Genomic DNA, 23,439 nt, shown 5'->3' on the forward strand with positions numbered 1-23,439 from the left:
GCCGAACTCCACCCTTGTCGATTATGCTGCGGAGCTTGCGCCTGGCTCTGCCCTGGACATTGGCTGCGGAGAAGGCGCGGACGCGCTCTGGCTTAAAACCACGGCTAGGATGTGTTGGGCATTGACTTCGCCCCGACGGCCGTAGCCCGCACTCGCGCCCTCGGCGTTGCCGCACAGGTTGCTATGTTTAGTGGCTTTAGCCATGAGCCCTTTGACTTGGTAAGCGTCCACTACGGTGGGATACGCGCAACGTCGGAAGAGGTCGAAAAGCTTGAGCACTTGGTAGCTCCAGGGGGAACACTGCTTTTTGTTCACCACGATATGGAGTCCACAGAACTGGCGATGCCGGAATGGTTGGCGCACAACCTGCAGGAATTAAAAACTATTACCCTAACTCGCCAGGAGCGCCACCTGGCTGAAGGTGCAGGTGCGCACCACCGCACCGACGTCGTGCTCGTCGCCAAGCGCGTGGGCTAGAGGCTTAGCGCCTTCAAAATGGTGCGCAGCTTAGCGGTGGTTTCTTCCAACTCCGCTTGGGCATCAGAATCGCCGACGATGCCTCCACCAGCCCAAGCGCGTGCGGAGAGTCCATCGCCGGCAACCTCTGCGCAGCGAATGGCTACCATAAATTCGCCGTCACCTGAACTATCGCACCAGCCGACCGCGCCGGCATAGAAACCACGGTCAGTCTCCGCAGTCTCAATAAGGGCTTGGGCGGCTTCGGCCGGGGTGCCACAGATAGCCGGTGTGGGATGGACCGCTAGGGCAAGCTCGAGCGCAGTCAAGTCTTTATCCTTGAGCGTTCCGGAAATCGGCGTGCCAAGGTGCCACATTTCATTTGTGCTTATCAGTTGTGGGACGTCCGGAATATCTAGTCGCTCGCACAATGGGGTGAGCGCCCGGCGCAGGTGGTCGACCACAAAAGCGTGTTCGTGGAGATCCTTGGAAGAATGCAAGAGGTCCTGTCCTGCGAGGTGATCCTCGGCCGCCGAGGCGCGGCGCGGAGACGAACCCGCCAAGGGAAAGGCTGACACAGTCGAGCCTTGACGCTTGACTAGAACCTCCGGGGAGGAGCCGACCAGCATCGCGCCCGGCCTTCCAGCGGGAGAGAGATCAGCAATGAACCCGTCACGGTTGGCGGAGAGATCGATAAGGCGCGCCGCTACGAGGCGCGGATCGATGGCTTCAGGGAATTCGATGTCTACCGCGCGGGCTAGAACTACCTTTTCTAGTTTGGAGGTTTCAATCGTGCCGATGGCTGCCTCCACGCGGCGAAGGTGTTCCTCAGGCTCTGGATCGAAGCCAACTACGCGGGAGCTTAAACTCTGGTTGCGATAATAAGCGTGCGGTTCCAGCGGGCCCTCTTCGCGGATGATGGCCTCCGGTACGGTTAGTGCCGCGGGGGTGTCCGAATCGAAGGGGATCGCACCGACGACCATCTCTACATCCTTGCTGCGGAGAGCGGAAATTGCCGCATCGGCGTCATTAAAAGTGTGGCGCGCCCCTTGGGTACGGACAGACCCCGTTGCCCGTGAGAGCAAAAAATCGGGGGCGGTGCTTGGTCTGTCTTCGTGCATGAAAATATAGCTTAATGCCTTGGGCTTTTCTTACAGAATTGAGTGTGCACTGGGCGTGTAAACAGTGTCTCTAGTGAAAAATGTGGTTAGTTTTAACCTTGTGGCTAATGTTACTAATTTTCTTCGCTATTTCCTTTACCTGATTGTTGTTGGTGTGCTGGCTTGCGGGGCGCTGCTGAGCGTGTCTCCTGCCCACGCGCAAGAAGCGCCTGCACCTGCACCTGCGCCGGCCCCAGCAAACGCACCACAGCCAGCACCGGCACCAGCACCGGCACCAGCACCGGCACCGGGGCCGGCACCCGAAAACGCGAAGCCGGTTATCCCGCAGCCAGATGGATCCCACCTCGTTCCAGAAGGCGTGAAAGAATCCACCCCGGCACCAGCAGATAAAGGTGCTGACCAAGACAACCCGGCACCTGCTCCAGAGGGATCATCGCTTCCGGAGCCGGCGCCGCGGCCAGCGATGGTAGATGCCAGCATCAACCCCAACCCGCCATTTAAGCCGGGCTCCATACAGTCGCTCACTATGGAGCACGAGGGAAAGACCCGCAGGTATCTATTGCGCATTCCCAATAACTATTCGCCGGAAAAGGCTGCGCCTGTACTTTTCGGCTTCGGTGGATGGGGAGATTCCCCGGAAAACTATTCCAGCTACGCACGCATGCAGACCACTGAAGCCAATAACGAGGCAATCATCGTCTACCCGGAGGGTTTTGAGCGTGCTTGGGAGGCAGCACCTTATGCCAAGACGCGCGATGGTGAGGACATCCGCTTCATCAAACGCATTCTTGACTCTGTGGACAAGGACTACCACGTTGACCGCAACCGCGTGTACGCCATGGGTATGTCCAATGGCGGCGGCTTTACCTCAGTGCTGGGCTGCCACGCCCAAGATACCTTCGCCGCTGTAGCCATGGTCTCGGGTGCTTTTTATAACCCGGTCGAGGTCAACTGTGCCGATGCGCCGATGAGTACCCTCATCATGCATGGCGTCAATGACAAGATGATGACCTATGAAGGCGGTGACCGGCACGAGGCTGGCTACTTGCCGGTGCGCACCGTGCTTGGCGGCTACCTGAAACGCAATCGATGCGATATGACCTTCCAGGCGACTCCAGAGGCTGGCGGTTCCGAACGCCTGAACTTCAACGGTTGCCAAAAGGACGTACAGCTGGTCAAGGTTCCAGAAGACCACACCTGGTTCTGGCAGCCAGATACTCCAAAGGTGGTCTGGGACTTCCTCTCGTCCAAGACCAGGGTATAAAAACAGCGGCGCTTAGCCACGGATGAGGCCCAGAGGAGAGATCCTCTGGGCCTCGTTCTATTGTTGGCCGACAATCAGCACTGCGCTAGTCGACGCGCGGCAAGTGAGCCGTGGCATTATCGGCCGGCTGCTGGGCTGGGGCCTTCTTCTTGCGGAAGAACTGGACATAGACCAACAGGCCGATTCCGAGCACCAGAGCGAATGCGCCTAGTCCGGCTAAAAGGCCCGCCCAGAAGCTGCTTTTAGCCAGGGTGGCGGTATACGCAGCGGCATTAGTCAGTACATTTCCAGTGTTTTTGCCTTCCGCAGCGCCGGCATCCGGCACCCTCTCTGCACCAGCGGTGCCTGCGGCCTTGCCCTTGGTACGCTTTGCGGACTTTGCGTCCCGAGAGCCGGTGGACTTTTTGGCCGTCGAGTGGGAAGAACCGCTGGTGGAAGCAGAACGGTGCGAGCCCGTGCCAGCGCCTCCGCTTTTTCCGGATTTCGCAGTGGAGGCAGAATCATTGACACGGCTAGTCGAATGGTGGGTCGTAGCCCCAGAACCAGCACCAGACTTTCGCGTAGTACCAGAGGCGTGAGCCGAACCCGTGGACGGCGTCTTATGTGGCGCTCCATCCTTCCCAGCGTCTTTTTCCTTGGTGCGGGAGGGCTGCTTGCGCTTGCCCGCGCTGTCCTCGTCAGAACCCTTCTTGTCTTCTTGTGGCTTGCCACCGTCTAGGAATTTCTGGCCCTCCTGCAGGGTATTGTCGAGTTCTTTGTCTAGCCCGGCGATGGCTTTGTCTACGTCTTTGACGTCTTTTTCCAGTTGCTTGGGGCGGCTATTTGAGTCGCCACCGTTGCCGGTAGCAGCGTCCGCATCGGTATAGTCCACGCCGCATAGATCTTTCGCATCTGCCTGCTTTCCGACGAGGAAGCCAGCATGCAAGTGGTGTCGGGTGCCGTCGGGAAGCTCGAAGGTAAAACTCACCGCGTAAGTACCCGGCTCGGTAAAGGCAAAGGCCGGGTGGGAATGGGAGTTGCCGGGGTAGTCCCAGGCAGAGCCATCGGCAGTGTCCATAAGCACCTTGGGGTCACCAAGATTCACCTGGTAGGCCAGGATGCGGCCATCTTCGGGGCCCTGTGCGATAGCCATGCTCAAGTTAGCGGTGTCTCCAGTGGCGAGGAGATCCTGAGACAGCTCTTGGGTATTAAAACCTAGCCAAGGAGCATCGGGGTCTTGCGTTTGCGGCAGAATCCAACCTTCATCGGGCAGGGAAGAATCACCGAGCTCTGATAGCGGTTGTTTAAGGTCATCAGATACCTCAATGGCGAAGGACTCAGAGTCATGCTCGACGCCCTTGTCATCATCTTTCACCGTGAAGCTGAGATCACCGGAATCGCCGCTGAGCGCCATGTCCTGGTGGCCCTTGGTGATGAGGTCGAAGTCGCTGGAAGAGCATTCCTCGGTGGATTCTTCGGCATATGCGGTGGCGGGCTCGAAGGGTTCTACTCCCGCTCCCGGAAGGGCGCCGAGGCTAATAAGTCCGGCGGCGCCAAGGGCCACCGCGGTGCGGCAGACAGGTTTCATGAGGAGACGGATTCCTTTCGTGGGGTGGGGTGTGGGGCGTCGGAAAGCGAGGCACCTGCGTGCTTGCGGGCGCCGAGCAGTGGGTGGATGGCCCAAACGCCCAAGAAAATTACGGTAAGGGTGAGCACGATGGAGGCGCCGGCTGGCAGGTCAATGGCCCATGCTAGGTAGATACCGAGGAAGCTAGATAGCGCGCCAATGAGGGCGGATAGCCACATCATGGTCGTGAGGTTTGCGCTAAGTAGGCGTGCCGTCGCGGCCGGAGTGATAAGCAGTGCGAGGACCAAGATATTGCCGATCGTGCTTACGGAAATGACCACTGCGGCCGTGACGCACAGGTACAAAATGATATCCAGCACAAAGACGGGCAAGCCCATCGCGCGAGCGGTTTCCCGGTCCAAGCACGTGGCGTTGAGCTGGGGGCCAAAGGCTATAACGATGGCGATAACCACGGCACATACGCAGGCCGCGATGATGATATCGGTGCGGGATACGCCGGTGAGTGAGCCGAAGAGGAAGTTTGTCAACGAGGCACTATAGCCATCGGTGCGCGAGATGATCACCATGCCCAAGGCGAAGGCCGCGGCGAAGAAGATACCGATGATGGAATCCGCTCGTACGTGGCGACGCTGCGAAAAGGCGGCGATGAGCAAGGCCACAACCGCACCGGCGACTGCGCCACCCACGAGCACCGAGGCTTGCAGGGAGAAGGCAATGGCTAGGCCAGGAAATACCGCGTGGGAGACGGCATCGCCAATAAAGGCCATGCCGCGCAGCACGACATAGCAGCCGATGACGCCGCACACGATGGCCGCCAGCAAGGAGATGCCTACCGCGCGAGCGAGGAAGTCAAGGTGGGGATTGACCAGGTCGCGCAGGAAATCGAGGAAGGAAATTTCTATCATGCGGAGACTCCAATGGCAGAAAGCAAAGGCGAACCGGCACGCACGCCAAAGGTGTGCGTCCACGGATCCGTCTGGCGAAGAAGGCGCGAAGCGGAATCATCGGCTACCACGGTGCCGTTAAAAAGAATGAGGCGGTGGCAGGAATGTGCGGCTTCAGAAAGGTTATGAGTGGACATAATGATGGAGGTGCCGCGGTGGGAAAGCTCTTCAAAAAGCTCGAGAAGCGATTCGGTATTGGGCGCATCTAGCCCGGTAAAGGGCTCATCGAGCAGCAGCACGTGTGGTTGTGTGGCGAGGGCCCGGGCGATGAGCACGCGCTGGCGTTGACCACCGGAGAGTTCTTCGATGGGGCGGGTAGAAAATTCTTCCATGTGAACCAAACGAAGCGCCTCTGCCGCCGCGGCGTGGTCCGTGGCGCGCGGTCGCTTGAGCCAGCCGATAAGGCCGGTGCGGCCGCTGAGAACGGTGCGATAGACATTGATGGGAAAGCCCCATTCCACCTCGTGGCGCTGGGGAACATACCCCACAGTGCCGGAGATGCTGCGAGTTCCGGAGGAAGGAATAAGCCTTAAAATCGCGCGCATGAGAGTGGTCTTACCAGCACCATTGGGCCCGAGGAGCCCGATGAATTCGCCCGGGCAGACGGTGAGGTTGGCATCGGTGATGACGCTGCGATGCGAGAGCGAGACGTTGAGATCAGCAACGGAAATAAGCGGTTTAGCCACGGTTATCGCCCCGCTTGGCTGAACGCAGGGCGAGTCCCAGGGCCAGTAGCAGTACTACGGCGCCGACACCGGCGAGGACAAAAACCCAGGTGGGAATAGAGGAGCCCGCGGTCTGGGCATCGTCTGGATTCCAGGTGGTGTCCTGGGCCGCTTGGACGTCGGCATCATCACCCACGGCGAAGGTGAGTACGCCATCGGTGCTGAAATCAGCACCGTCCTTGGTCTTGCCCTTTACCCTGATGCCTACCTGATGGGTGCCTGGCTCCGTAAACGTCCAGTTGGCGTGGGTGTGGGTATTGAGGTCTACCCAGAAGTCCTCGTCGCTCTTCTGCGCGGTGGACCACAAGAGCTGTGGCGCTTCGAAGCCGCCGTTTTGCAGGAAGAGGGAGAAATCGCCTGGCCCGGAATGGCCGAGGAATTCCATGGTGACTCCACGATCGGCGGCGTCGACAAGTGAGGGAGCCTGGGTATTCCACCCCAGCCAGGGAACACCGACTTGTTCGGTTTGGGGAACTACCCAGACCTTATCGCCGGATTCAGCGCCAACGAAGCCAAAGTCATCTGTATCGGGAAGGGTTTGCTGTGCCTTATCGCCCACGGAAAACACGAGGTCATCCAGGTGACGCCAGACTGGCTTATCGCCGGCATCATCGCGGGCCATAAGCTCAGAATCCGTGCCATTAAGCAGGGCACCAACGTCTACGTGACCGGTATCGATGACCTTTTCCTCGCCCTGTGGGGCAACGTGTTCATCGGCGCCGACCACCTGGGCGAGGTCGCCCGCCCAAGCAGGACTGGTAGAAAATGCCAGGCCTGCAGTAAGGACGCAGGCGGCGGTGCGGGTGGCGGTACGAGTAGCGAATTTAAGCATTTTTATCTCCATCGGTGGGGTTGGGGGTGAGGCAGCGCTGAAGGGAATCAGCGTTAAATTTCATAAGGTCGATGTAGGAGCTGACGGTGTCATCGAACGTGTCGCCGTAGATGGGGCACAGCTCCACGCCTTGCTCCGCTGCAGCCTGCTTCAATGTCTCGGCGCTTGCCTGCTGCACGGGTTCTACAAACACGGCTGGCAGATGTAGGTTCTCCAGCGTGCGACGCAAGGAAATGACCTCGCGCGGGGAAGGCTCGATGGCCGGATTGGGAGTGACGAAGCCGGCCACCGACATGTCATATCCTTGCTCCAGATAGGCGTAGCCGTGGTGGGTGGTCACGAGGTGCCGGTTTTCTTTAGGGATAGAAGAAATGGCGCGGTCAACATAGGTATCCGTATTCCGCAGGCGCTGGGTGTAGGCCTCCGCCCGTTGGCGGTAGGACGCCCCGTGAGAAGGATCTGCTTGCGCCATTTCCTCGGCAATGACATCGACGTAGGCGATGGCGTTGTCCACGTTGTGCCATAGGTGCGGGTCCACCTCGCCGTGGATGTGTTTTCCTAGGACCGCTTGCGGCAATAGGTAGGTATCCGCGCCCGGCCTGCCCAGGAAGCGGTAGGCAGGATCAGGCGGAATGGGCTGCAGCACTGAAGAGGGGATGGACATCACGGTGGTGGCAGGGTCGAAACGCTTGTCCTGATCGCGCAAGTCAATGCTGTGTTTGGCTAGGTCACCTGCAATATCCAGGTGTCCGGAATCTATCACTTGCATGCCTTTAGGTGGGTTTACTCCGACGGCCACAGTGAGGTGTTGGACGTCGGTGCCCTCTGCTTGGAACCCGAGGTGATAGATCCCTGGCTGGGAAAATCCCCAAGAGACATGCGTGTGAGCGTTGGCCGGCAGGGTCACTGAGTCTTCTTTTTCATCGATGCCATCGGCCGAGTTAAAAAGGACCTCCGGGGTGCCGAAGGTAGAGACCACATAGGCGGCGACGTTACCTGGTCCGTCGGCAGAGACCATGCGGAAGTCCACTCCGGAAGAGCGCTGTTGTGCGCCGCTGATACGCAGGCCCAGCCAAATTGCCTCGAGCGAGACATCTTCTACCAGCGGCACGAGAGTGGCACCGCGGGTGGAGGCAGCATCGGCGACTTCCACCACGGGGGCATCGGTGGATTCGTGCAGTGTATCGATGAGAGACTGCGGCTCCAGCAAGTAGCCATTGCTCAGCGCCAAATCGGCATTGGCAACATCGCGGACCGTGCGCAGCGTTGGCTCAAAGGTATGCGGATCTTTTCCACTGGGGATAAGGTTTTGTACGCGGGCATCTTCTCCCGCAATGTTGCGCGCGAGATCCGCGAGGATCGGGGTGGTGGCCACCACGGTGAATTTCTCTCCGTCTCCAGCATCCAACGCGGCCGAGGGGGCACAACCAGTGGCTAGCAGGCAGGAGCCCAGCAGCGCGCCTATGGTCCGAAGCCTGCCTCTATGGGAAAGCGCACGCGCCATTAGTCCGCTGCCTTAGCTACAGCTAGGCGGGCAATGCCTAGGCCGAGGAAAAGCATGCCCAAGCCCAGTGCTCCGATGCCAAAGGGAACAATGGGAGTCCCCGTATTGGCTAAAGAACCGCCCTTGCTAGGGGCCTGCGCGGCCTGGCCAGTGCTTGTTCCGGTGCTTGTGGTAGAGCCACCAGCGCTTGCCGACGCCCCACCTGCCGCAGCACCATCCCCGCAGTCTCCGCCCTCCGGATTTACCGCAGCGCCTAGGTCGAAGTGCCCGTTGTCAAAGGCTTCCGCCGGCTTGTCGCCGCCGACCACGAAGTGAAGTGTCGCTTCGCCGGCGACTTGCTTGCCCTCACCGGTCTTGGCCACCTGGCGGATGGTGACGTCGTAGGTGCCCTGCGCACCAAAGACCCAGTTGGGGTGCACGTGCGTATTGGGGGCAATCGAATAGGTGCCCTCCGCCGCATCGGCATTGCCTCGGAACCACTCATCGCCCACAATCTTTCCCAGTCCGCCCTGGGAGTAGACCATCATCGGGCCAGGGCCCTTGAAGCCTGCTAACTCCCAGGTGACATCGCCAGGGATATTCTCGCGCATGGTTGGACTTTGGGTATTAGCACCGAGCCACGGCACGCCATCGACCTGGGTAGAACCAATCATCCACGCCTGACCAGCTGGCACTGGGCCTACCTCTTGGGGCAGATCGACGCTGGATTTATCGGAGAGATAAAAGGTAGCGTCATCAGCATCGCGCCACTGGGAAGGAGAGACAGTATCGTCCTTGATTTGCGGCGTCATACCCGGGGTGCACTCTTTATCCGTAGCTGCACCGGATTTATCTGCGGCTGCAGCGCCGCCCTTGTCTGCTGAACGCGGGGTGCTCGTAGCTTCTTGGTCATTGCTAACCTCGCCAGTATCAGCCGATCGATCCGCTGCGGATGCATCGCCGCCGTCGCCCACCTCCCAGGTGTAGGTCACAGCATTGCTGGATTCACCGTTGGAATGGGCTTGCACCGTCATGGTGTACGTGCCGGCCTCGCTAAAGGCCCAGTTGACGTGCCGGTGAGCAGGATTGGGCTGGTTGATGACCTCGCCGCTGGTGAGCTCCATTGAGCCGGAATCGGTCACCGTCTTCACATCGCCAAAGCCGCTCGTTTCAAAAACATACACTGAACCAGGTCCAGAGACTTCGGCGAATTCTAGGTCAACGTTGTCAAAGCCGCCATCGCGTGCAGGCTGGGTATCCCAGCCGGGCCAAATGATGCGTTGATCCTGGGTCTGCGGCAGGAAATAGGTGGGCTGGCCGATCTCCGGCACGGCCTCGGTGGCATCGGACCAAGCGTCCTCCACAACCTTGAGCGCCACATCATCGCCGGAGCGTGGAACGCCCGATCCAGTGATGTCTTCCTTCATCGATAGGTGGAGCTGACCATCTGGGGCTGTGACATAAAAGGCGTCTACGTGGCCAGAGTCGAAGACCTCATCAAAGGCAAGTGCCGCGGCAGGGGAGAAGAAGGCCAATGCTGTGGCAAAGACGGCGGCGAATACGTGAATGAATCGGCGCCGCAGCGGGACGCGCCGAGGGGCAAAGGATGGTGAATGATGCATTGTGGTTTCCCGTCTAGTTGGTGGGGTAGAAGAGGCTTAGAAGTTGAGGCCGAAGCGTTTGCGGATGAGGTCCTCGTTATCGCGGAAGAAGTTATAAAAGGCCTTGAAAACCACCACGAGAACCGCTGGGAGGACCAGGCTCCACGGGCTAAACGAGGACCCTGTGGGCTCTTCTGGCCTACCGGGGTGAGCTGGCTTGTCCGGCGTATCTGGGGTGGATGGTTGGGTGGAAGGCTTCTGGGAAGGCTCCGCGGAAGGCTTATCCGTTGGATTTTCGCTGGGCTCTCCGCTTCCGGCCGTGCCCGGCGCGCGGAAGGAACAGGAATCCAACGTCTTATCGCCCACGGCAAAGGTGAGGGTTTGGGGCGCGGACTTTAGCTCCTTGCCGTCTGTGCCCGTGGCCGTATAGGTGGCCTCAAAGGTGTACAAGCCAGGCTTGGAAAAGGCCCAGTGCGTATGGGTATGGGCCGAAAAGTTGGTTTCGATGGTGTAGTCTTTAGCCGCAGAATTGGCGAGGACCGAAAAGCCCTTGCCATGGGTGCCATCGATGAATGCGCCCCACTCGGCGCCGTCCGGCGTGGAGGTGGGCTTCAAGTTGAGGTTGACGGCATTGTCCTTGGTTAAGGAATAGTCCAGATCCTGGGTGTTATAGCCGGGCCAAATGATGTTTTGGTCCTGGGTTTGCGGCAGGTGATAGAAGCGCTCACCGGGCTTTCCTAGGAAGTCGAACTCTTTGCCCGCGAGCTTCTTATTGCGTGGGGTAAGAGCATTATCGTGTACGCCGAGTACAACATCATCGAGTTTGCGGTCAACAGATTTCTTGTCTACCTGCGCCGTGTCATCGCGCAGAACCGTTGCAAAGCCTCCCTCGGCAGGCTGGGCCTTGATATCTACATGCCCACGGTCTAATAGGTACTTGTCGCTGCATTGTGCATTGCCGGTTTGCGGTTTTTCGGTGCCTGGCTGCGGCGCTGAAGACGGAGTATCTTGCTCGCCGGGAGTAGTCTCCGGTTCGTCAGTGGAAGTAGAAAATTTCCCATTGACTTCATAATTTTCGCCGAAAGCAAAGGACTCGGTGATTACGCTGCTGGCATGTCCGGCCTTCAGAGTGGAATGGGGGAAGAGGTTAACCTTGGCAAAATAGCCCTTGAAGTACTCGCCCTCATCAAAGGAGACCTCGCCGTGGCCATTAGTAATAGGGGTTTCCAGATCCACGGTGGGGTATTTCGCCCCTTTGGTGTCATAGAGCCCGCCGGTGAGTAGGCCGTTGAAGTTTTTATCCTCGGTATCCACCACGATCTTGGTGCCGCCATCGCCCTGCTTGCGCATGCGGATGGTGTAGCCCAACTCCTTTAGCTCGGTTTCCTGGGTGGGGGCAAGCTGGCGTGGTTGGGAGGTTTCCTGCCACGTATCTGCGGCGGCAGAAGAATCGGTGTGGCTGGATTTACCGGGTTGGAAGTCAAGGGGTTGGGATATCCAGCGTGGGGCATCGCCCTCTGGGGTAAATACGGCCTGTACTTGGGAAGGGTCGGGGCCCATGTATTCGTCCCACTGAGCATGCCCATCCTTAACGGGAAGGTCGGTGAGGAAGTAGCCGTCGATAAGCAGCGTAAGGGTGCCTTGCGCCTTGTTCTTGGCATCGAAGGAGATGGTGGTGAGCTTGTCATCACCGTCTTTTTCGGGTTTGGACTTGGGCGCCATGCGCAGGCTGTAGCCTGCAGCAGCGGCGTTACCGGCTGCGGACTGTGCGAAGCGTTCCTTGAGGCTCGGCGTCTTTTCTTCTTTGGGTTTCTGCCCGCCCACTTGGATGGTGGTGGTCTGTGGCTCATTGGCTATGAGCTGGCCGTCCTTTCCGCGCGCACTAGTGCGGTAGGTCAGGCGGTATCGTCCGGGCTTGGTAAACAGCGTGGAGTTGTGCGTATGCGTGCCGGCAACAAGGTAAGCAGAGTGCGGCGAATCCGGGAAGGAACCGAGCATGCGGTGCAGCTGGGTGCCGGCCTCATCATCTTTATTGGTAAAAAGCTCTACCTCGCCGGGGCCATCGACGCTGAGCAAATCAAGGAACGCGACCCCGTCACGGAATTTGTCCGTGGGCAAGGAGGTATCGGCGCCAAAGCCCAGCCAAATGGGTGAAGTATTGCCGGATACTTGGTGCGGCGCTGTGTAGTAGGTTGTACCAGGTGCCCCAATGTAGTCTTGGGTCCCGTTTGCCGGAAGCGTATAGAGATACTGGTTGCTGTTATCCGTGGCGCTGTAGCCCTTGCCCACCCAGGCAACGGTGTCGGCTATCGGGGGCTCTTGACCGCCAAACTCGGATTTCAGGACGAAATCGTTGTTCTCCCAGAAAGACTTGGGGGAGTCAACGTGGGTATTGGTAGCGATGTGCTTGCCATCATCCGGGCCCGCGACAGCCGTGGCGGGAGTGATTAGCGCCAACGTGCTCAGCGTGGCAAGGAAACGGGTGCGTGGGGAAGCCACAGTTGGGAAGGCCTTTCTACAGTTCTCACAAGTTCACCAGAAACTATAGAAAATGATTCCCATAACCTGTTAGCCCTAATGGAAGTCAGTTTCATTGACCTGTGGTTTTGTAGTGAAACCTGTTTCCAATTACCCCAATTTGCGTGTAGGAATAAACTGCAAACCGCTACGCGCCGGGCAGGTTTCAGGGGCGCCTGGGCTGGTGCGGACTGGAATCGGCGGCTCCACTACGATGGTGGGCATGACTGAAGTACGCGTTAGATTCTGTCCATCCCCAACCGGCACACCGCACGTAGGCATGGTGCGCACCGCACTATTCAACTGGGCCTACGCCCGTCATACCGGCGGAAAGCTGGTATTTCGCATCGAGGACACCGATGCCGCCCGTGACTCTGAAGAGTCCTACCAGGCCATCATTGATTCCCTGACCTGGCTTGGGCTGGGCTGGGATGAGGGCATCAATGTCGGTGGCCCGCACGAGCCTTACCGTCAGTCCCAGCGCATGGACATCTACAAGGAAGTCCTAGACAAGCTCATCGAAGGTGGCTTTGTCTACCCGGCATATTCCACCGCCCAAGAGGTAGAGGAGCGCCACAAGGCGGCTGGCCGTGACCCGAAGTTGGGCTATGACAACTTTGACCGTGATCTCACCCAGGAGCAGATCGACGCTTTTGAGGCCGAAGGCCGCAAGCCGGTGTGGCGCCTACGCATGCCGGATCAGGACTGGACCTGGATTGACTTGGTCCGCGGGGAAATGACCTTCAAGTCTGAAACCCAGCCGGATTACGTGGTTGCTCGTTCCAACGGTGCGCCGCTCTACACCCTGGTTAACCCGGTGGATGATGCCCTAATGCGCATCACCCATGTGCTGCGCGGTGAAGATCTGCTGTCTTCTACTCCGCGGCAGCTCGCGCTTTACGACGCCCTGCAGAAGATCGGCATTGCCGAGTTCACTCCAGAGTTTGGTCACCTACCGTTCGTGATGGGCGAGGGTAATAAGAAGCTCTCTAAGCGTGATCCGCAGTCCAACCTGTTCAACCACCGTGATAATGGCATTATCCCGGAGGGCATGCTTAACTATCTCTCCCTGCTAGGGTGGTCGCTGTCTGCAGACCAGGATATTTTCAGCATGGAAGATTTGGTGAAGAACTTTGATGTCCACGATGTGCTGGGGAATCCGGCCCGCTTTGATCAGAAGAAGCTCGAGGCTATCAATGCCGACCATATCCGCCAGCTGGAACCAGAAGAGTTTGCCTTCCGTCTGCGCAACTACCTGACGGAATACACCGACTTTCCGGCCGACTATGACGGCGAGAAATTTGCCTTCGCGGCAGATCTGGTACAGACCCGTATCAAGACGCTTTCCGATGCTTATGGCCTCATGAGCTTCTTGGTTACCCCAGATGCGGAACTTCAACTCGATGAGAAGGCAGCGAAGAAGAACCTCAAGGAAGAGGCCGTGCAGCCTCTGGAGGTAGGTATTGAAACCCTCGAAGGCGTTGCCGAGTGGAAGACCGAGAATATCGAGGCGGCCCTTTCCCAGGCGCTTATTGAAGACCTAGAGCTGAAGCCTCGTAAGGCTTATGGTGCGCTGCGCGTAGCTATTTCTGGTGCCCAGGTTTCCCCACCGCTCTTTGAGTCCATGGAGCTGCTGGGTAAGGAATCTACCTTGGCCCGCCTGCGTGCCGCACGCGAGGTGACTCCCTACGTCCCGGCGGCGCAGTAGGTAACGCTGCGGCAAGCGCTGCAGTCAACGCTGGGATTAAGAACTCCTCTCGCGTTAGCGCGGTGGATGACGGCTGAACTACAGCACTGTCATTCACCGCATTTTTAATGCCGTCTTTATGGGCTGAAAAAGCGTTATGCGCTGGCGATTTGGCAGTTTACGCGAAGATCATTATAGTTATTACACGTTGCAGCGAGCAAGGGAGAACGGCTGAAAGGCAGTTAGCTTCCCTAGCGAGTTAGCAAATGGCCTATGGTGTAATTGGCAACACAGCGGTTTCTGGTACCGCCATTCTAGGTTCGAGTCCTGGTAGGCCAGCAGTGAAAATGCTTTAAACGGCAGGCTCACTAGTTCTATGCCCCGTTCGTCTAGCGGCCTAGGACGCCGGCCTCTCACGCCGGTAACACGGGTTCAAATCCCGTACGGGGTACAAAGACCTCCAGCTTAGCGCTGGAGGATTTTTCATATCCGAGTCGGTATCCTTTCGGGGCTTAAAGGGGAAGGTATCGATTGTGAGGTGTCGTCTAAAGGCCACGTGGAGATGTGGTCAAGCATGGGGGACTGGTTATAACCTAACCCCGGACCATTGGTAGCTTTCGCGCAGGCAGCGACGCGCCGCCGATAAGACCAGGGTTAAGACCACCGCGAAGTTGTGCAAACCCCTTCCAGTCCTGCAAGTACAGGCATAGACTGCAAGTACAGCAGAAAACAGACAGAAAGGAGAGCGGGTGACAGAAATCGAAACGCACCACAGCGAAGGCGCACAGGCCGAAAGCATAGCCAGGTAGTAACGCTATAATCCACAACTTCCTTCCCACCAACATTTGTACGAAGTATAGGAGCCTGCAGTATATGCACTTCGACGCACAGCGCCATCCCGAGTCCTACTAGCACAGCGTTCTCGGCCACGGACTATCCACAGATTGCATGCGGAATAACCACTGATTCGATCCGCACCTCGGCCATGAAGAAACCTCACTGCAGTAGAAGACTCGGGACCCTTTTCGTTTTCCTAGCCTCCGCCCTCAAAACCGCCCCTAAGCGTGCGATTTGTGCTCAGTTAACCCATCGTTTACTCTTAACGAGTCCGCAACGCACAGTGTGTGCTTGCTGCGAACGCGCCCCGTTCGTCTAGCGGCCTAGGACGCCGGCCTCTCACGCCGGTAACACGGGTTCAAATCCCGTACGGGGTACCAATAGCAAGCTGCGAGCTTAATGGCTCGCAGCTTTTTGTTTTTAGTTCCAGGCGCATTTTTTGCGGTTGGTGGCCCATAAATCTCTCGGCCCTCAGGCGCCTGTATTCTTCAATTCTCGCTCGATTCTCGTCGAGCGCCCTAAACAGTGCAGCAGGCGGCGTTGCACCTCCCTACAGTGAGTTCTGAGTGGTCAGCTGCGCCCTGCGCTAGACCGCAGCAAGGAAGAAGCCCAACGGGCCGTGAAACGGCTCGCTGGGCTGTGTAAGGAGGGCGTCGCCAAGCGCTGGCTATGCCATCACCTTCGTCTTCTTAATCGCCTTTTGTAGGCGCTTATGATAGGCGTCCATGGCGCGGCGGATAAGGAGCCCGACGAGCAATGCCGGGATGGTAAACAGCAGCAGCATGCCCAGCTCACGCCAAATATCGCCATGGTAGATGCCCGCAATGGCGCTGCGGAAGGCATCGATAGCATAAGTAGCTGGCAGCCAAGGGCTGACGTTCTGGAACCATTCAGTCAGCAATGGCAACGGGTAGGCGCCGCCGGAACCAGACACTTGTATCACAAGCAACAATACCGCCAAGGCCTTGCCGGCACTATCGAGTGTGATGACCAGTGAGTAAATGATCAACATGAATACTAGCGAGACTACCCATGCTGCGAACATGAGCATGAACGGGTGTGCAGGCTCGATTTGGACGAAGAAAATGAGGCTAAGCACCACCAAGGTGGCTTGAGCCAGACCGACCAACGCGAGCGTGGCAAAGCGACCGAAGAATGCCTGGCCACGGGTGAAATCGCTTTCGTCGTACTTGCCGTTCTCGTCTTTTCGCAAGTACTTGCGTTCGGCGTTGGTATGGACCAGCACGCACGCTAGGAGGGCACCTACCCACAGCGACAAGGTGAGGTAGAACGGTGTCATGCCTACGCCGAAGGCGGCCACAGGATAGACCGGTTCACGGTCCACAGCCACAGGAGCAGCAATGCGGGAGGCGAGTAGCTCTGGGTCAGAGCCAACGATATCGGCCAGTTTGCTTAGGTCGCCGCCATGGCGAACCTCGTCGATCTTGCGTCCCATGTCCGCGAAACGGCCGCTTTGCTCTCGCAGGGTGCCGGCAAGGCTAGCAGTAGTATCGCGGGCGCGGGCTAGGCTTTGCTGTGGGGACTCGTTATCTTGAGAAACCGAGTCGCGAATACCAGCTATGTCCTGCTTAACAGCATCAATATCGCCGGCCACTACAGAGACGCTTTGGTTGAGCTGATCCAGCTGGGGCTTGAGGTTCTCGTTATAGGAAGTGCGCGCCTTCTCTGCGGCGTGCTTCGCATTGGCGATGGCATCCTTGGTGCGCTGGCGCGATTCTTGCGAGGTACCACGGCCCTGCTCAATATCATCGGCGGTCGAAACCAACGAATCATGTAGCGCGTTGCTCTGGGCGATAGAAGCATCAATCTGGCCCATCAACGCCTTATAGCCGCCAGCGACTGGAGCCGGCAGCGCCGCTTTATCGGCTTGCTCCTTGATGGAAGCGCGTACGCCCTCAAAGGCGCTCGTTTGCTCATCTACACGTTCAGCTGCGCTGCGGTAGGTCTGCGCCGTTTGTGCGGTGGCGTTACTTGCGTTATTGAGCAACTCATCCACCTGGGCAGAAAGCGCATCGTAGCTTTGTGTTGTAGCCGCCAAGGAAGCGTCTAGTGAACCTGCAGAGTCATTGAGGGTGGAGCGCAGAATGTCGATGGGGTTCTCGCCTTGGGCATTGTCCGTCTCCGTGGCCTGGCGGCCGGCCTCGGCGAGGATATTATCCGCTGCCTGCGTAAGCGGGAGGGTGGAATCGACAAGATTGCTTAGGGCACCTACAGTGCCTGAAGCCGCATCGAGGCGAGTGCTGACGTTATTGATGCGGTTGTGAAGGTTATTGAGTGCCGTCTGGGTGTCGTCCTCGTTGAGGTATTTATCTAAATCGGATACGACGCCGAGACCAACGTTAGATACCACGCGGGTGAAGGACTCGTCGATTTTTTGAATGACGCCGTCCGCACTCTTTTGTGTGATGTTGGTAGACAGCGCGTTCTTCTTCTCATTGGTATAGAGATTGAGCTTGCTGGGCTCGGTTCCTTCTACATAAAAGGTAAGCAGATCTGCGCTGAAGTCCTTTGGCAGGACGATGCCAGCATAGTATTCACCGGATTTTGTTCCCTCGACCGCATCGGCGCTGTCGGTAATGACCCAATCAATATCGTGATTGCGGCTGAGCTGCGAGAGCACCTCATCGCCCAAATTAAGCTTCAATGAGGCTAGGTCGCTTTCGTGTCCCTCATCTTCGCTGGCAACAGCAATCTTGAGCTGGTTGGTATTGGCAAAAGGATCCCAGCTGGCCAGCACGTTGAAGGAGGTAAAAAGCAACGGAATGATAGCAAGACCGAAGATAATGACTGCGGTCATTACATTGGTGCGAATGGCGTGGAGGTCATCGCGGAGGATGGTCAGAATGTTTTTCATGACTTACTCGCCGCCCTTTCCGGAGTCATCGCCTTCAACGGCGGGTATTTCTTTGGTCTCGGTGGTATCAGCAGGTGCGGATTCCTCGTCCAAATCTTCCAGGAGGTAGCGGTTTGGATGTTCCTGCTGGTGCTCGAGGTGCTCCTGGATTTCCTCGTCGCTAAGATCCGCCAGGCGGTTATCATGTGCGATGCTCTGCTTGACGTACTCGAGGGAACAGATAACACCCACCGCGATGAGCGTAACCAGGCAGGCCAGGCCGAAGATGATGGCCTTTTCTCCAGGGTTAATGCGTGAGTAGATACCCAAAGCGACAACCAGCGCCAGGCCCACCGCCACGGTGATTTTCATCAACTGAGAGTAGTTCCTGCGCGCCATGCCCCACTTATTCTCAAGGCTTTGTTGATAAGCCTCGCGGTCGTTCAAGGCATAGAGGAGATCGGTGAAACGGTAGCGGCTTCCTACAAGGTGGACCTGTTCATTGATAACCAATCCACCCTTGCGCAGTTCGTCGTTGACCAACATATTGACGTTGGACAAGCCACGGCGCATCACCGAACCGATGAGGTAAGCAATCGCCGCCATGCCGATGAGGGCGCAGAGATCACGTGCGTAATGGTTACCGTAGAAACCTCCGACGGTTTCTCGCATGGCGTCAATGCCGTAGGTAAAGGGGAGGAACGGGTGTACCGCACGGAAGAAATCTGGCGTCATCTCAATCGGGTAGAGGCCGGAAGCGCCAGGAATCTGGATGAAGGCAAAGACCACCGCGATGCCTCGGCCCACGTGGCCAAACGTAGACACCAAGCTATAGGTAATGCTCAGATAGCACAGGCCGACGATGACTGCGGTACCGACATAAGCCACTGCATTGGCATGCTCCACTCCAATGGCAAGGTTGCCGATGGACACGATGAGCGCCTGGGCGATGGCAAAGAAGGAGAGTAGAAGGAAGCGGGCAAGGTACGCCTTGGTGATGGTGAGGTTCTTGCGGCCCTGCGGGTCTACCTCAGCGCGGAAGATGATGAGCAGCATGAAAGCGCCGATCCACAACGTGAGGTTGATAAATAGGGAGGACATGCCCGAGCCATAGTGCTTCACCGGGAAGACGGCGTGGCTTTCCATCTCCGCAGGGGAGGCAAGGAAGGAGGAAACCTCGTCGGTATTGAGGCCCTTGACTGACTGCAGGATGGAATTGTTATTGGCGGTATTACTCAACGCCAGCACATCGCTGCGGGAGGCCCGGAGTCCCTGTTCAATGCCATCGAGGTCTACAGAAAAGCGCTCGACCACCTGTTGGGCTTGGTTGAGCTGCTTGTCGACGCCGCCTAAGAGCCCATCGGTCTGGCCCACCAGTGCCTTTTGGCTTTCGAGCGAGGCGGAAAGTTTTCCGGTGGTAGCTGTGACGTCGGAAAGCGCGGCATTGAGCTTGGGCAAGCCTTCGGCCACATTATCGCGCAGCGCGTGGGAGTCATCGCGCGTTTGGGCAGCCATCTTATCCAGCAAGCTCGTTGTCTTATTGAGCGAATCGATGGTGTCGTTGGTATCGCCGTTGAGAGAGTCCAGGTCACCGAGGACTGCGCGGTTCTGATTATTGCGTTCACGCAAATCTCCCACCTGATCTTTAATCTGCTGGGAAACCTGCGGGGGCAGGGCTGGAGATGAGGCGAGCTTATCGAGCTGGTCAATAGCCCGATCCGCTTCACCAACGATGCCTGCTGCGCCAGCAGAAGCGGCATCGACGCGAGTGAGGGCACCGCGTAGCTTGCCAGATACCGAGCCCACGGTAGCGTTGGCAGAAGCAGTGCCGTCTGCCAACGCGGTCGTTCCTTCCACATAAGCGGCCGTGGCGTCATCGGAGAAAGAAGTGACCTCGCGCTGGACCTCAGCGGTAATGGAATTAACTTCGTTCAACGCGGCCTGCGCGTCATCGACGGTCTGTTGGACCGTACCGAGTGATTCGCGGGCTTGCGCGATAGTCGGGCGTGCGTCATCGATGGTGGCGTGAACGTCGGCCAACTGGCTGCGCGAGTTGGCTACAGTGTCTGCGGTTTCCGAAAAAGAATCCGCGGTATCGCCCGCGGAACGGTTAATCTTCTGGCTTAAATCACCACCGGAATTTTTAAGCTCCGTCGCCACTGAATCTGCCACCTGCTCATTGAAAGTAGTGCTAATAGTGGTATCCAGAGTCGAAGCGCCGGTATCAGTAATCTTCGGCGCGATTGCATTGAGCTTTTCGTTAACGTGGTATTCGAGCGTGGGCTGAGAATACGTACCTTTAAACAGGCTGACGAAATCGGCCGAGAAGTCCTCGGGCACTATTACCGAGGCGAACACGTCGCCCTTCTTAACGGCGTCCTCGGCTTCTTGCCTGTCCATGAATTGCCAGCCAAGCCTGTCGTTATCATGCAGCTTGTCAATCATTTGTCCGCCGACGTCTAAGTGGCCGGTCATCTCCGAGGTGGCGCCCTTGTCCTCATTTACAACGGCGACCTTGAGGTGTTCTGTGTTTCCGTAGGGATCCCAGAAACCGGAGATGTTTACCCAGGAATACAGGGCTGGGGTGATCATCAAACCAATAAGGATCACCCAGACCTGCGGGGTCCGCCACAAGCGGACAAAATCTTGGAGAAAAATCTTCCAACTAGTAATCACTCGAAGAACCGTAGCACCCAACCGGAAAGAACTAATAGTCTGACTGTCAGTTTTAACAGAAATGAGAGAGTGTGTCCTGTCGAGCTCGCAGATATGTTTCTGGTGTGAATTTCGGGGCGCTCTTTAGCGGAAGGGTAGACATAGAAATGGCCGCCGGGACCCACAAGGTGAAGGGCCGAGGCGGCGCATAATGAGGGGCTAAGCCCCGAGCTGCAACTAGTGCTCGTCGTAGTGATCGCCGTGTGCGGCGTGGCGGTGGCCGTCGTGCAGATAGTCCACATGGTCGCCGTGCGGGATAGCTACGTGGCCGCAGCCTTCACCATGAGTGTGGTCGGTGTGAGCCTCGGCTTCTACGTGCTCGGTGGTCTCGCACTCGTCCCAGTGGCCATCGTGCTCACGGTGGATATGACCTTCGTGGAGGTAGTCGGTGTGGTCGCCGTGTGGGAAGGATACGTGGCCGCAATCGGTGCCGTGGGTGTGGGTGTGGTTCTCGTGGGTGGTGTGGGTCATGATGACTGGTCCTTTCTGGCGGGGATTAGTCCCCGTTGTTTTCAACGTATTTTCATTAAATCGTATTTTCAGTTTGGTTTCAATAGCTGGCGGCGAGTTTCCTCAAATTTTTTTTAAATGAGTAGAAAAAGGCATTGCCCGTCTCTGCAAGGATTGGGCAGAGACGGGCATGGTGGGGGGGGGGCGAGGGGAAGCTTAAAGCTGGCTGCTCAATTCGCGAGCGGCTGCCGTGAGGGTATCCGCGTACTTTTGGGCGGGTGATGGCTGGAAGCGCTCGACAGATCCGGAAATGGACAAGACTGCCAGGAAAGTTCCGGCTTCGTCGAAAACCGGTGCAGAAATAGAGGCTAGCCCGGCTTCGCGTTCTTCAATGGACTCCGAATACCCTTGGCTCCTTGCCGCTTCGATGTCCTGGAGAGTAAACGAGGCGTCTTCGATATTGACCTCTACATAGGCGGCAATGATGCGCGCTGCGGATCCGGAGCTAAGTGGTAGCTGGCGTCCGACGGGGACGACATTATGAAGGCCAGACTCGGGTTCCCTAGTGGCAATACAGGTGCGGGTATTTCCAGTGACCTCGTAAAGCTGGATGGACTCGCCGGTGTTTTCGCGCAGCTTCTCCATAATTGGACCCGCCACTTCCAGTAGGTGGTCACGGTTGCCAGGGAGGGCTGGACCGGCCTTCCACTTTCCTTCGGGGGTGCGAACGAGGATGCGGTGCGCTTCCAGTGCGGTGGCTAGCCGGTGTGCCGTCGCCCGAGGTAGGCCCGTGGTTTCACATAGTTCGTTGAGGGTGGAGGGGTGGTTGGCGGCGGCCATCATGATGGCCATTGCTCGATCCAACACTTTAATTCCGGAAACTGCGCTATACTCTCCCATACAATGAAATCTACGTCCCAAATTATGAGATTTCAAGTGTGGAGAGATGTTTATGAACCAGAAGCTGACATTGGCGGAAAAAGTGTGGCGCGATCACGTCGTCCAACCCGGTGATGCTGGGGCACCAGACCTCATCTTTATTGACTTTCAGCTACTACATGAAGTTACCAGTCCACAGGCCTTTGATGGTCTGCGGCTGGCTGGGCGCACACTGCGCCACCCTGAACTGCACTTGGCAACCGAGGACCATAACGTTCCCACGCAAGGCATTAAGTCTGGCAACCTCTTGGAAATCAAGGATGAGGTTTCTCGCACCCAGGTATCGACCCTGCGTAAGAACTGCGAGGAATTTGGTGTGCGCTTGCATTCCATGGGAGATGCACAGCAAGGCATTGTCCATACAGTTGGCCCACAATTGGGTATCACCCAGCCAGGTATGACCATTGTCTGCGGCGACTCGCATACCTCCACCCATGGTGCCTTTGGCTCAATCGCAATGGGCATCGGCACCTCTGAGGTGGAGCACGTCATGGCCACGCAGACGCTTTCCTTGAAGCCTTTTAAAACGATGGCGATTGAGGTGACGGGCGAATTGCAAGAGGGAGTCTCCGCCAAAGATCTCATCCTGGCCATAATCGCCAAAATCGGTACCGGCGGCGGACAAGGTCACATCATTGAGTACCGTGGTGAGGCGATCCGCAGGATGTCCATGGAAGAGCGCATGACTATCTGCAATATGTCTATTGAGGCAGGAGCCCGCGCCGGCATGGTCGCCCCAGATGAGACCACCTTTGAATATGTGAAGGGACGCGAGTTTGCTCCCAGCGGGGCGGACTGGGATGCTGCGGTTGACTATTGGAAGACGCTTCCCACCGACGAGGGGGCGGAATTCGATACCGTCGTTGAGATTGATGGTTCTGCCTTGACCCCGTTTGTTACGTGGGGAACCAATCCTGGACAAGGTCTGCCATTAGGGGAGAGTGTTCCAGATCCAGAAGACTGCGGTGACGACAATGAAACGGCCACTGTAGAAAAGGCCCTCCAATATATGGACCTGCAGCCGGGGACTCCGCTGCGCGATATCAAAATAGATACCGTATTCGTCGGCTCATGCACCAACGCTCGCATTGAAGATTTGCGCGCCGCTGCCGGTGTGGTCAAGGGCCGCACCATCGCCGAAGATACGCGGATGCTGGTAGTGCCGTCTTCAGCAGCTGTCAAGGCCCAAGCAGAGGAAGAAGGCTTAGATGAGATCTTCCGCCAGTTTGGAGCCGAATGGCGTACCGCTGGTTGCTCGATGTGCCTAGGAATGAATCCAGACCAACTAGCGCCGGGAGAGCGCTCAGCTTCAACCTCCAACCGCAATTTCGAAGGCCGACAAGGCCCAGGTGGGCGCACACACCTAGTCTCGCCCCAGGTGGCTGCCGCTACAGCCGTGACCGGATACCTGTCTAGTCCTGCTGACCTGAATTAAGCGCTTAGAAAG

Annotated in this window: 16 protein-coding genes and 3 tRNA genes; 7 read left to right on the top strand and 12 right to left on the bottom strand. The window is 57.6% G+C overall.

What is annotated here, in order from left to right; all coding sequences use genetic code 11:
• Window positions 1-111: 111 nt before the first annotated feature.
• Window positions 112-477 (top strand): class I SAM-dependent methyltransferase, encoded by a 366-nt coding sequence (locus MHK04_RS08545; protein ID WP_396127275.1) that lies wholly within the window; start codon window positions 112-114, stop codon window positions 475-477.
• Here MHK04_RS08545 and MHK04_RS08550 read toward each other — a convergent pair.
• On the bottom strand, window positions 474-1,577 hold the full coding sequence (locus tag MHK04_RS08550; protein WP_239208432.1) for an isochorismate synthase: 1,104 nt from the start codon (window positions 1,575-1,577) through the stop codon (window positions 474-476). The two genes, MHK04_RS08545 and MHK04_RS08550, sit on opposite strands and share 4 nt — an antisense overlap.
• Window positions 1,578-1,677: 100 nt before the next feature.
• Here MHK04_RS08550 and MHK04_RS08555 point away from each other — a divergent pair, with 100 nt between their 5' ends.
• Window positions 1,678-2,841 (top strand): CE1 family esterase, encoded by a 1,164-nt coding sequence (locus MHK04_RS08555; protein ID WP_239208433.1) that lies wholly within the window; start codon window positions 1,678-1,680, stop codon window positions 2,839-2,841.
• Between the two features lie 85 nt (window positions 2,842-2,926).
• Here the strand turns inward: MHK04_RS08555 and MHK04_RS08560 are convergent, their stop codons facing one another.
• The 7 genes from MHK04_RS08560 to MHK04_RS08590 are packed head-to-tail and all read right to left on the bottom strand — an operon-like array spanning window position 2,927 to window position 12,492.
• On the bottom strand, window positions 2,927-4,408 hold the full coding sequence (locus MHK04_RS08560) for a choice-of-anchor M domain-containing protein (RefSeq protein WP_239208434.1): 1,482 nt from the start codon (window positions 4,406-4,408) through the stop codon (window positions 2,927-2,929).
• Entirely contained in the window at window positions 4,405-5,313 is a 909-nt protein-coding gene (locus MHK04_RS08565; RefSeq protein WP_239208435.1) for an anchored repeat-type ABC transporter permease subunit, read from the bottom strand. Before MHK04_RS08565 ends, MHK04_RS08560 begins: the two co-directional genes overlap by 4 nt.
• Window positions 5,310-6,038 (bottom strand): anchored repeat-type ABC transporter ATP-binding subunit, encoded by a 729-nt coding sequence (locus MHK04_RS08570; RefSeq protein ID WP_239208436.1) that lies wholly within the window; start codon window positions 6,036-6,038, stop codon window positions 5,310-5,312. The genes MHK04_RS08565 and MHK04_RS08570 overlap by 4 nt, the downstream gene beginning before the upstream one ends.
• On the bottom strand, window positions 6,031-6,909 hold the full coding sequence (locus tag MHK04_RS08575) for a choice-of-anchor M domain-containing protein (protein ID WP_239208438.1): 879 nt from the start codon (window positions 6,907-6,909) through the stop codon (window positions 6,031-6,033). Before MHK04_RS08575 ends, MHK04_RS08570 begins: the two co-directional genes overlap by 8 nt.
• The gene (locus MHK04_RS08580) at window positions 6,902-8,413 is read right to left on the bottom strand and encodes an anchored repeat ABC transporter, substrate-binding protein (RefSeq protein WP_239208440.1); all 1,512 of its coding nucleotides are present in this window, start codon (window positions 8,411-8,413) and stop codon (window positions 6,902-6,904) included. Before MHK04_RS08580 ends, MHK04_RS08575 begins: the two co-directional genes overlap by 8 nt.
• Window positions 8,413-10,014: a choice-of-anchor M domain-containing protein gene (locus tag MHK04_RS08585; RefSeq protein WP_239208442.1), complete on the bottom strand. Its 1,602-nt coding sequence runs from the start codon at window positions 10,012-10,014 to the stop codon at window positions 8,413-8,415. Before MHK04_RS08585 ends, MHK04_RS08580 begins: the two co-directional genes overlap by 1 nt.
• Window positions 10,015-10,050: 36 nt before the next feature.
• Window positions 10,051-12,492 carry a choice-of-anchor M domain-containing protein gene (locus MHK04_RS08590; protein WP_239208444.1) on the bottom strand — a complete coding sequence of 814 codons (2,442 nt, stop codon included), beginning with the start codon at window positions 12,490-12,492 and terminating at the stop codon, window positions 10,051-10,053.
• A 232-nt stretch (window positions 12,493-12,724) separates the two neighbouring features.
• Here MHK04_RS08590 and gltX point away from each other — a divergent pair, with 232 nt between their 5' ends.
• The 4 genes from gltX to MHK04_RS08610 all read left to right on the top strand — a co-directional run bounded on the left by gltX (window position 12,725) and on the right by MHK04_RS08610 (window position 15,414).
• Window positions 12,725-14,218: a glutamate--tRNA ligase gene (gene gltX, locus MHK04_RS08595; RefSeq protein ID WP_239208488.1), complete on the top strand. Its 1,494-nt coding sequence runs from the start codon at window positions 12,725-12,727 to the stop codon at window positions 14,216-14,218.
• Window positions 14,219-14,464: 246 nt separating this feature from the next.
• A tRNA-Gln gene (locus tag MHK04_RS08600) sits at window positions 14,465-14,536 on the top strand.
• A gap of 39 nt (window positions 14,537-14,575) precedes the next feature.
• A tRNA-Glu gene (locus MHK04_RS08605) sits at window positions 14,576-14,648 on the top strand.
• A 690-nt stretch (window positions 14,649-15,338) separates the two neighbouring features.
• Window positions 15,339-15,414, top strand: a tRNA-Glu gene (locus tag MHK04_RS08610).
• A gap of 287 nt (window positions 15,415-15,701) precedes the next feature.
• On the opposite strand, the gene MHK04_RS08615 is transcribed toward MHK04_RS08610, so the two are convergent.
• The 4 genes from MHK04_RS08615 to MHK04_RS08630 all read right to left on the bottom strand — a co-directional run bounded on the left by MHK04_RS08615 (window position 15,702) and on the right by MHK04_RS08630 (window position 21,953).
• Window positions 15,702-17,909, bottom strand: coding sequence for a YhgE/Pip domain-containing protein (locus MHK04_RS08615; RefSeq protein ID WP_239208446.1), 2,208 nt, complete (start codon window positions 17,907-17,909; stop codon window positions 15,702-15,704).
• Between the two features lie 3 nt (window positions 17,910-17,912).
• Window positions 17,913-20,564, bottom strand: coding sequence for a YhgE/Pip family protein (locus tag MHK04_RS08620; RefSeq protein WP_239208448.1), 2,652 nt, complete (start codon window positions 20,562-20,564; stop codon window positions 17,913-17,915).
• A 216-nt stretch (window positions 20,565-20,780) separates the two neighbouring features.
• Entirely contained in the window at window positions 20,781-21,074 is a 294-nt protein-coding gene (locus tag MHK04_RS08625; protein ID WP_023021683.1) for a hypothetical protein, read from the bottom strand.
• Window positions 21,075-21,269: 195 nt separating this feature from the next.
• Entirely contained in the window at window positions 21,270-21,953 is a 684-nt protein-coding gene (locus tag MHK04_RS08630; RefSeq protein ID WP_239208450.1) for an IclR family transcriptional regulator, read from the bottom strand.
• 52 nt (window positions 21,954-22,005) lie between these two features.
• Here MHK04_RS08630 and leuC point away from each other — a divergent pair, with 52 nt between their 5' ends.
• Window positions 22,006-23,427: a 3-isopropylmalate dehydratase large subunit gene (leuC, locus tag MHK04_RS08635; RefSeq protein WP_239208452.1), complete on the top strand. Its 1,422-nt coding sequence runs from the start codon at window positions 22,006-22,008 to the stop codon at window positions 23,425-23,427.
• Window positions 23,428-23,439 lie beyond the last annotated feature (12 nt).

The sequence above is a fragment of the Corynebacterium nasorum genome, from assembly GCF_022345765.1.
In the GTDB taxonomy this organism is placed as follows: Bacteria; Actinomycetota; Actinomycetes; order Mycobacteriales; family Mycobacteriaceae; genus Corynebacterium; species Corynebacterium kefirresidentii.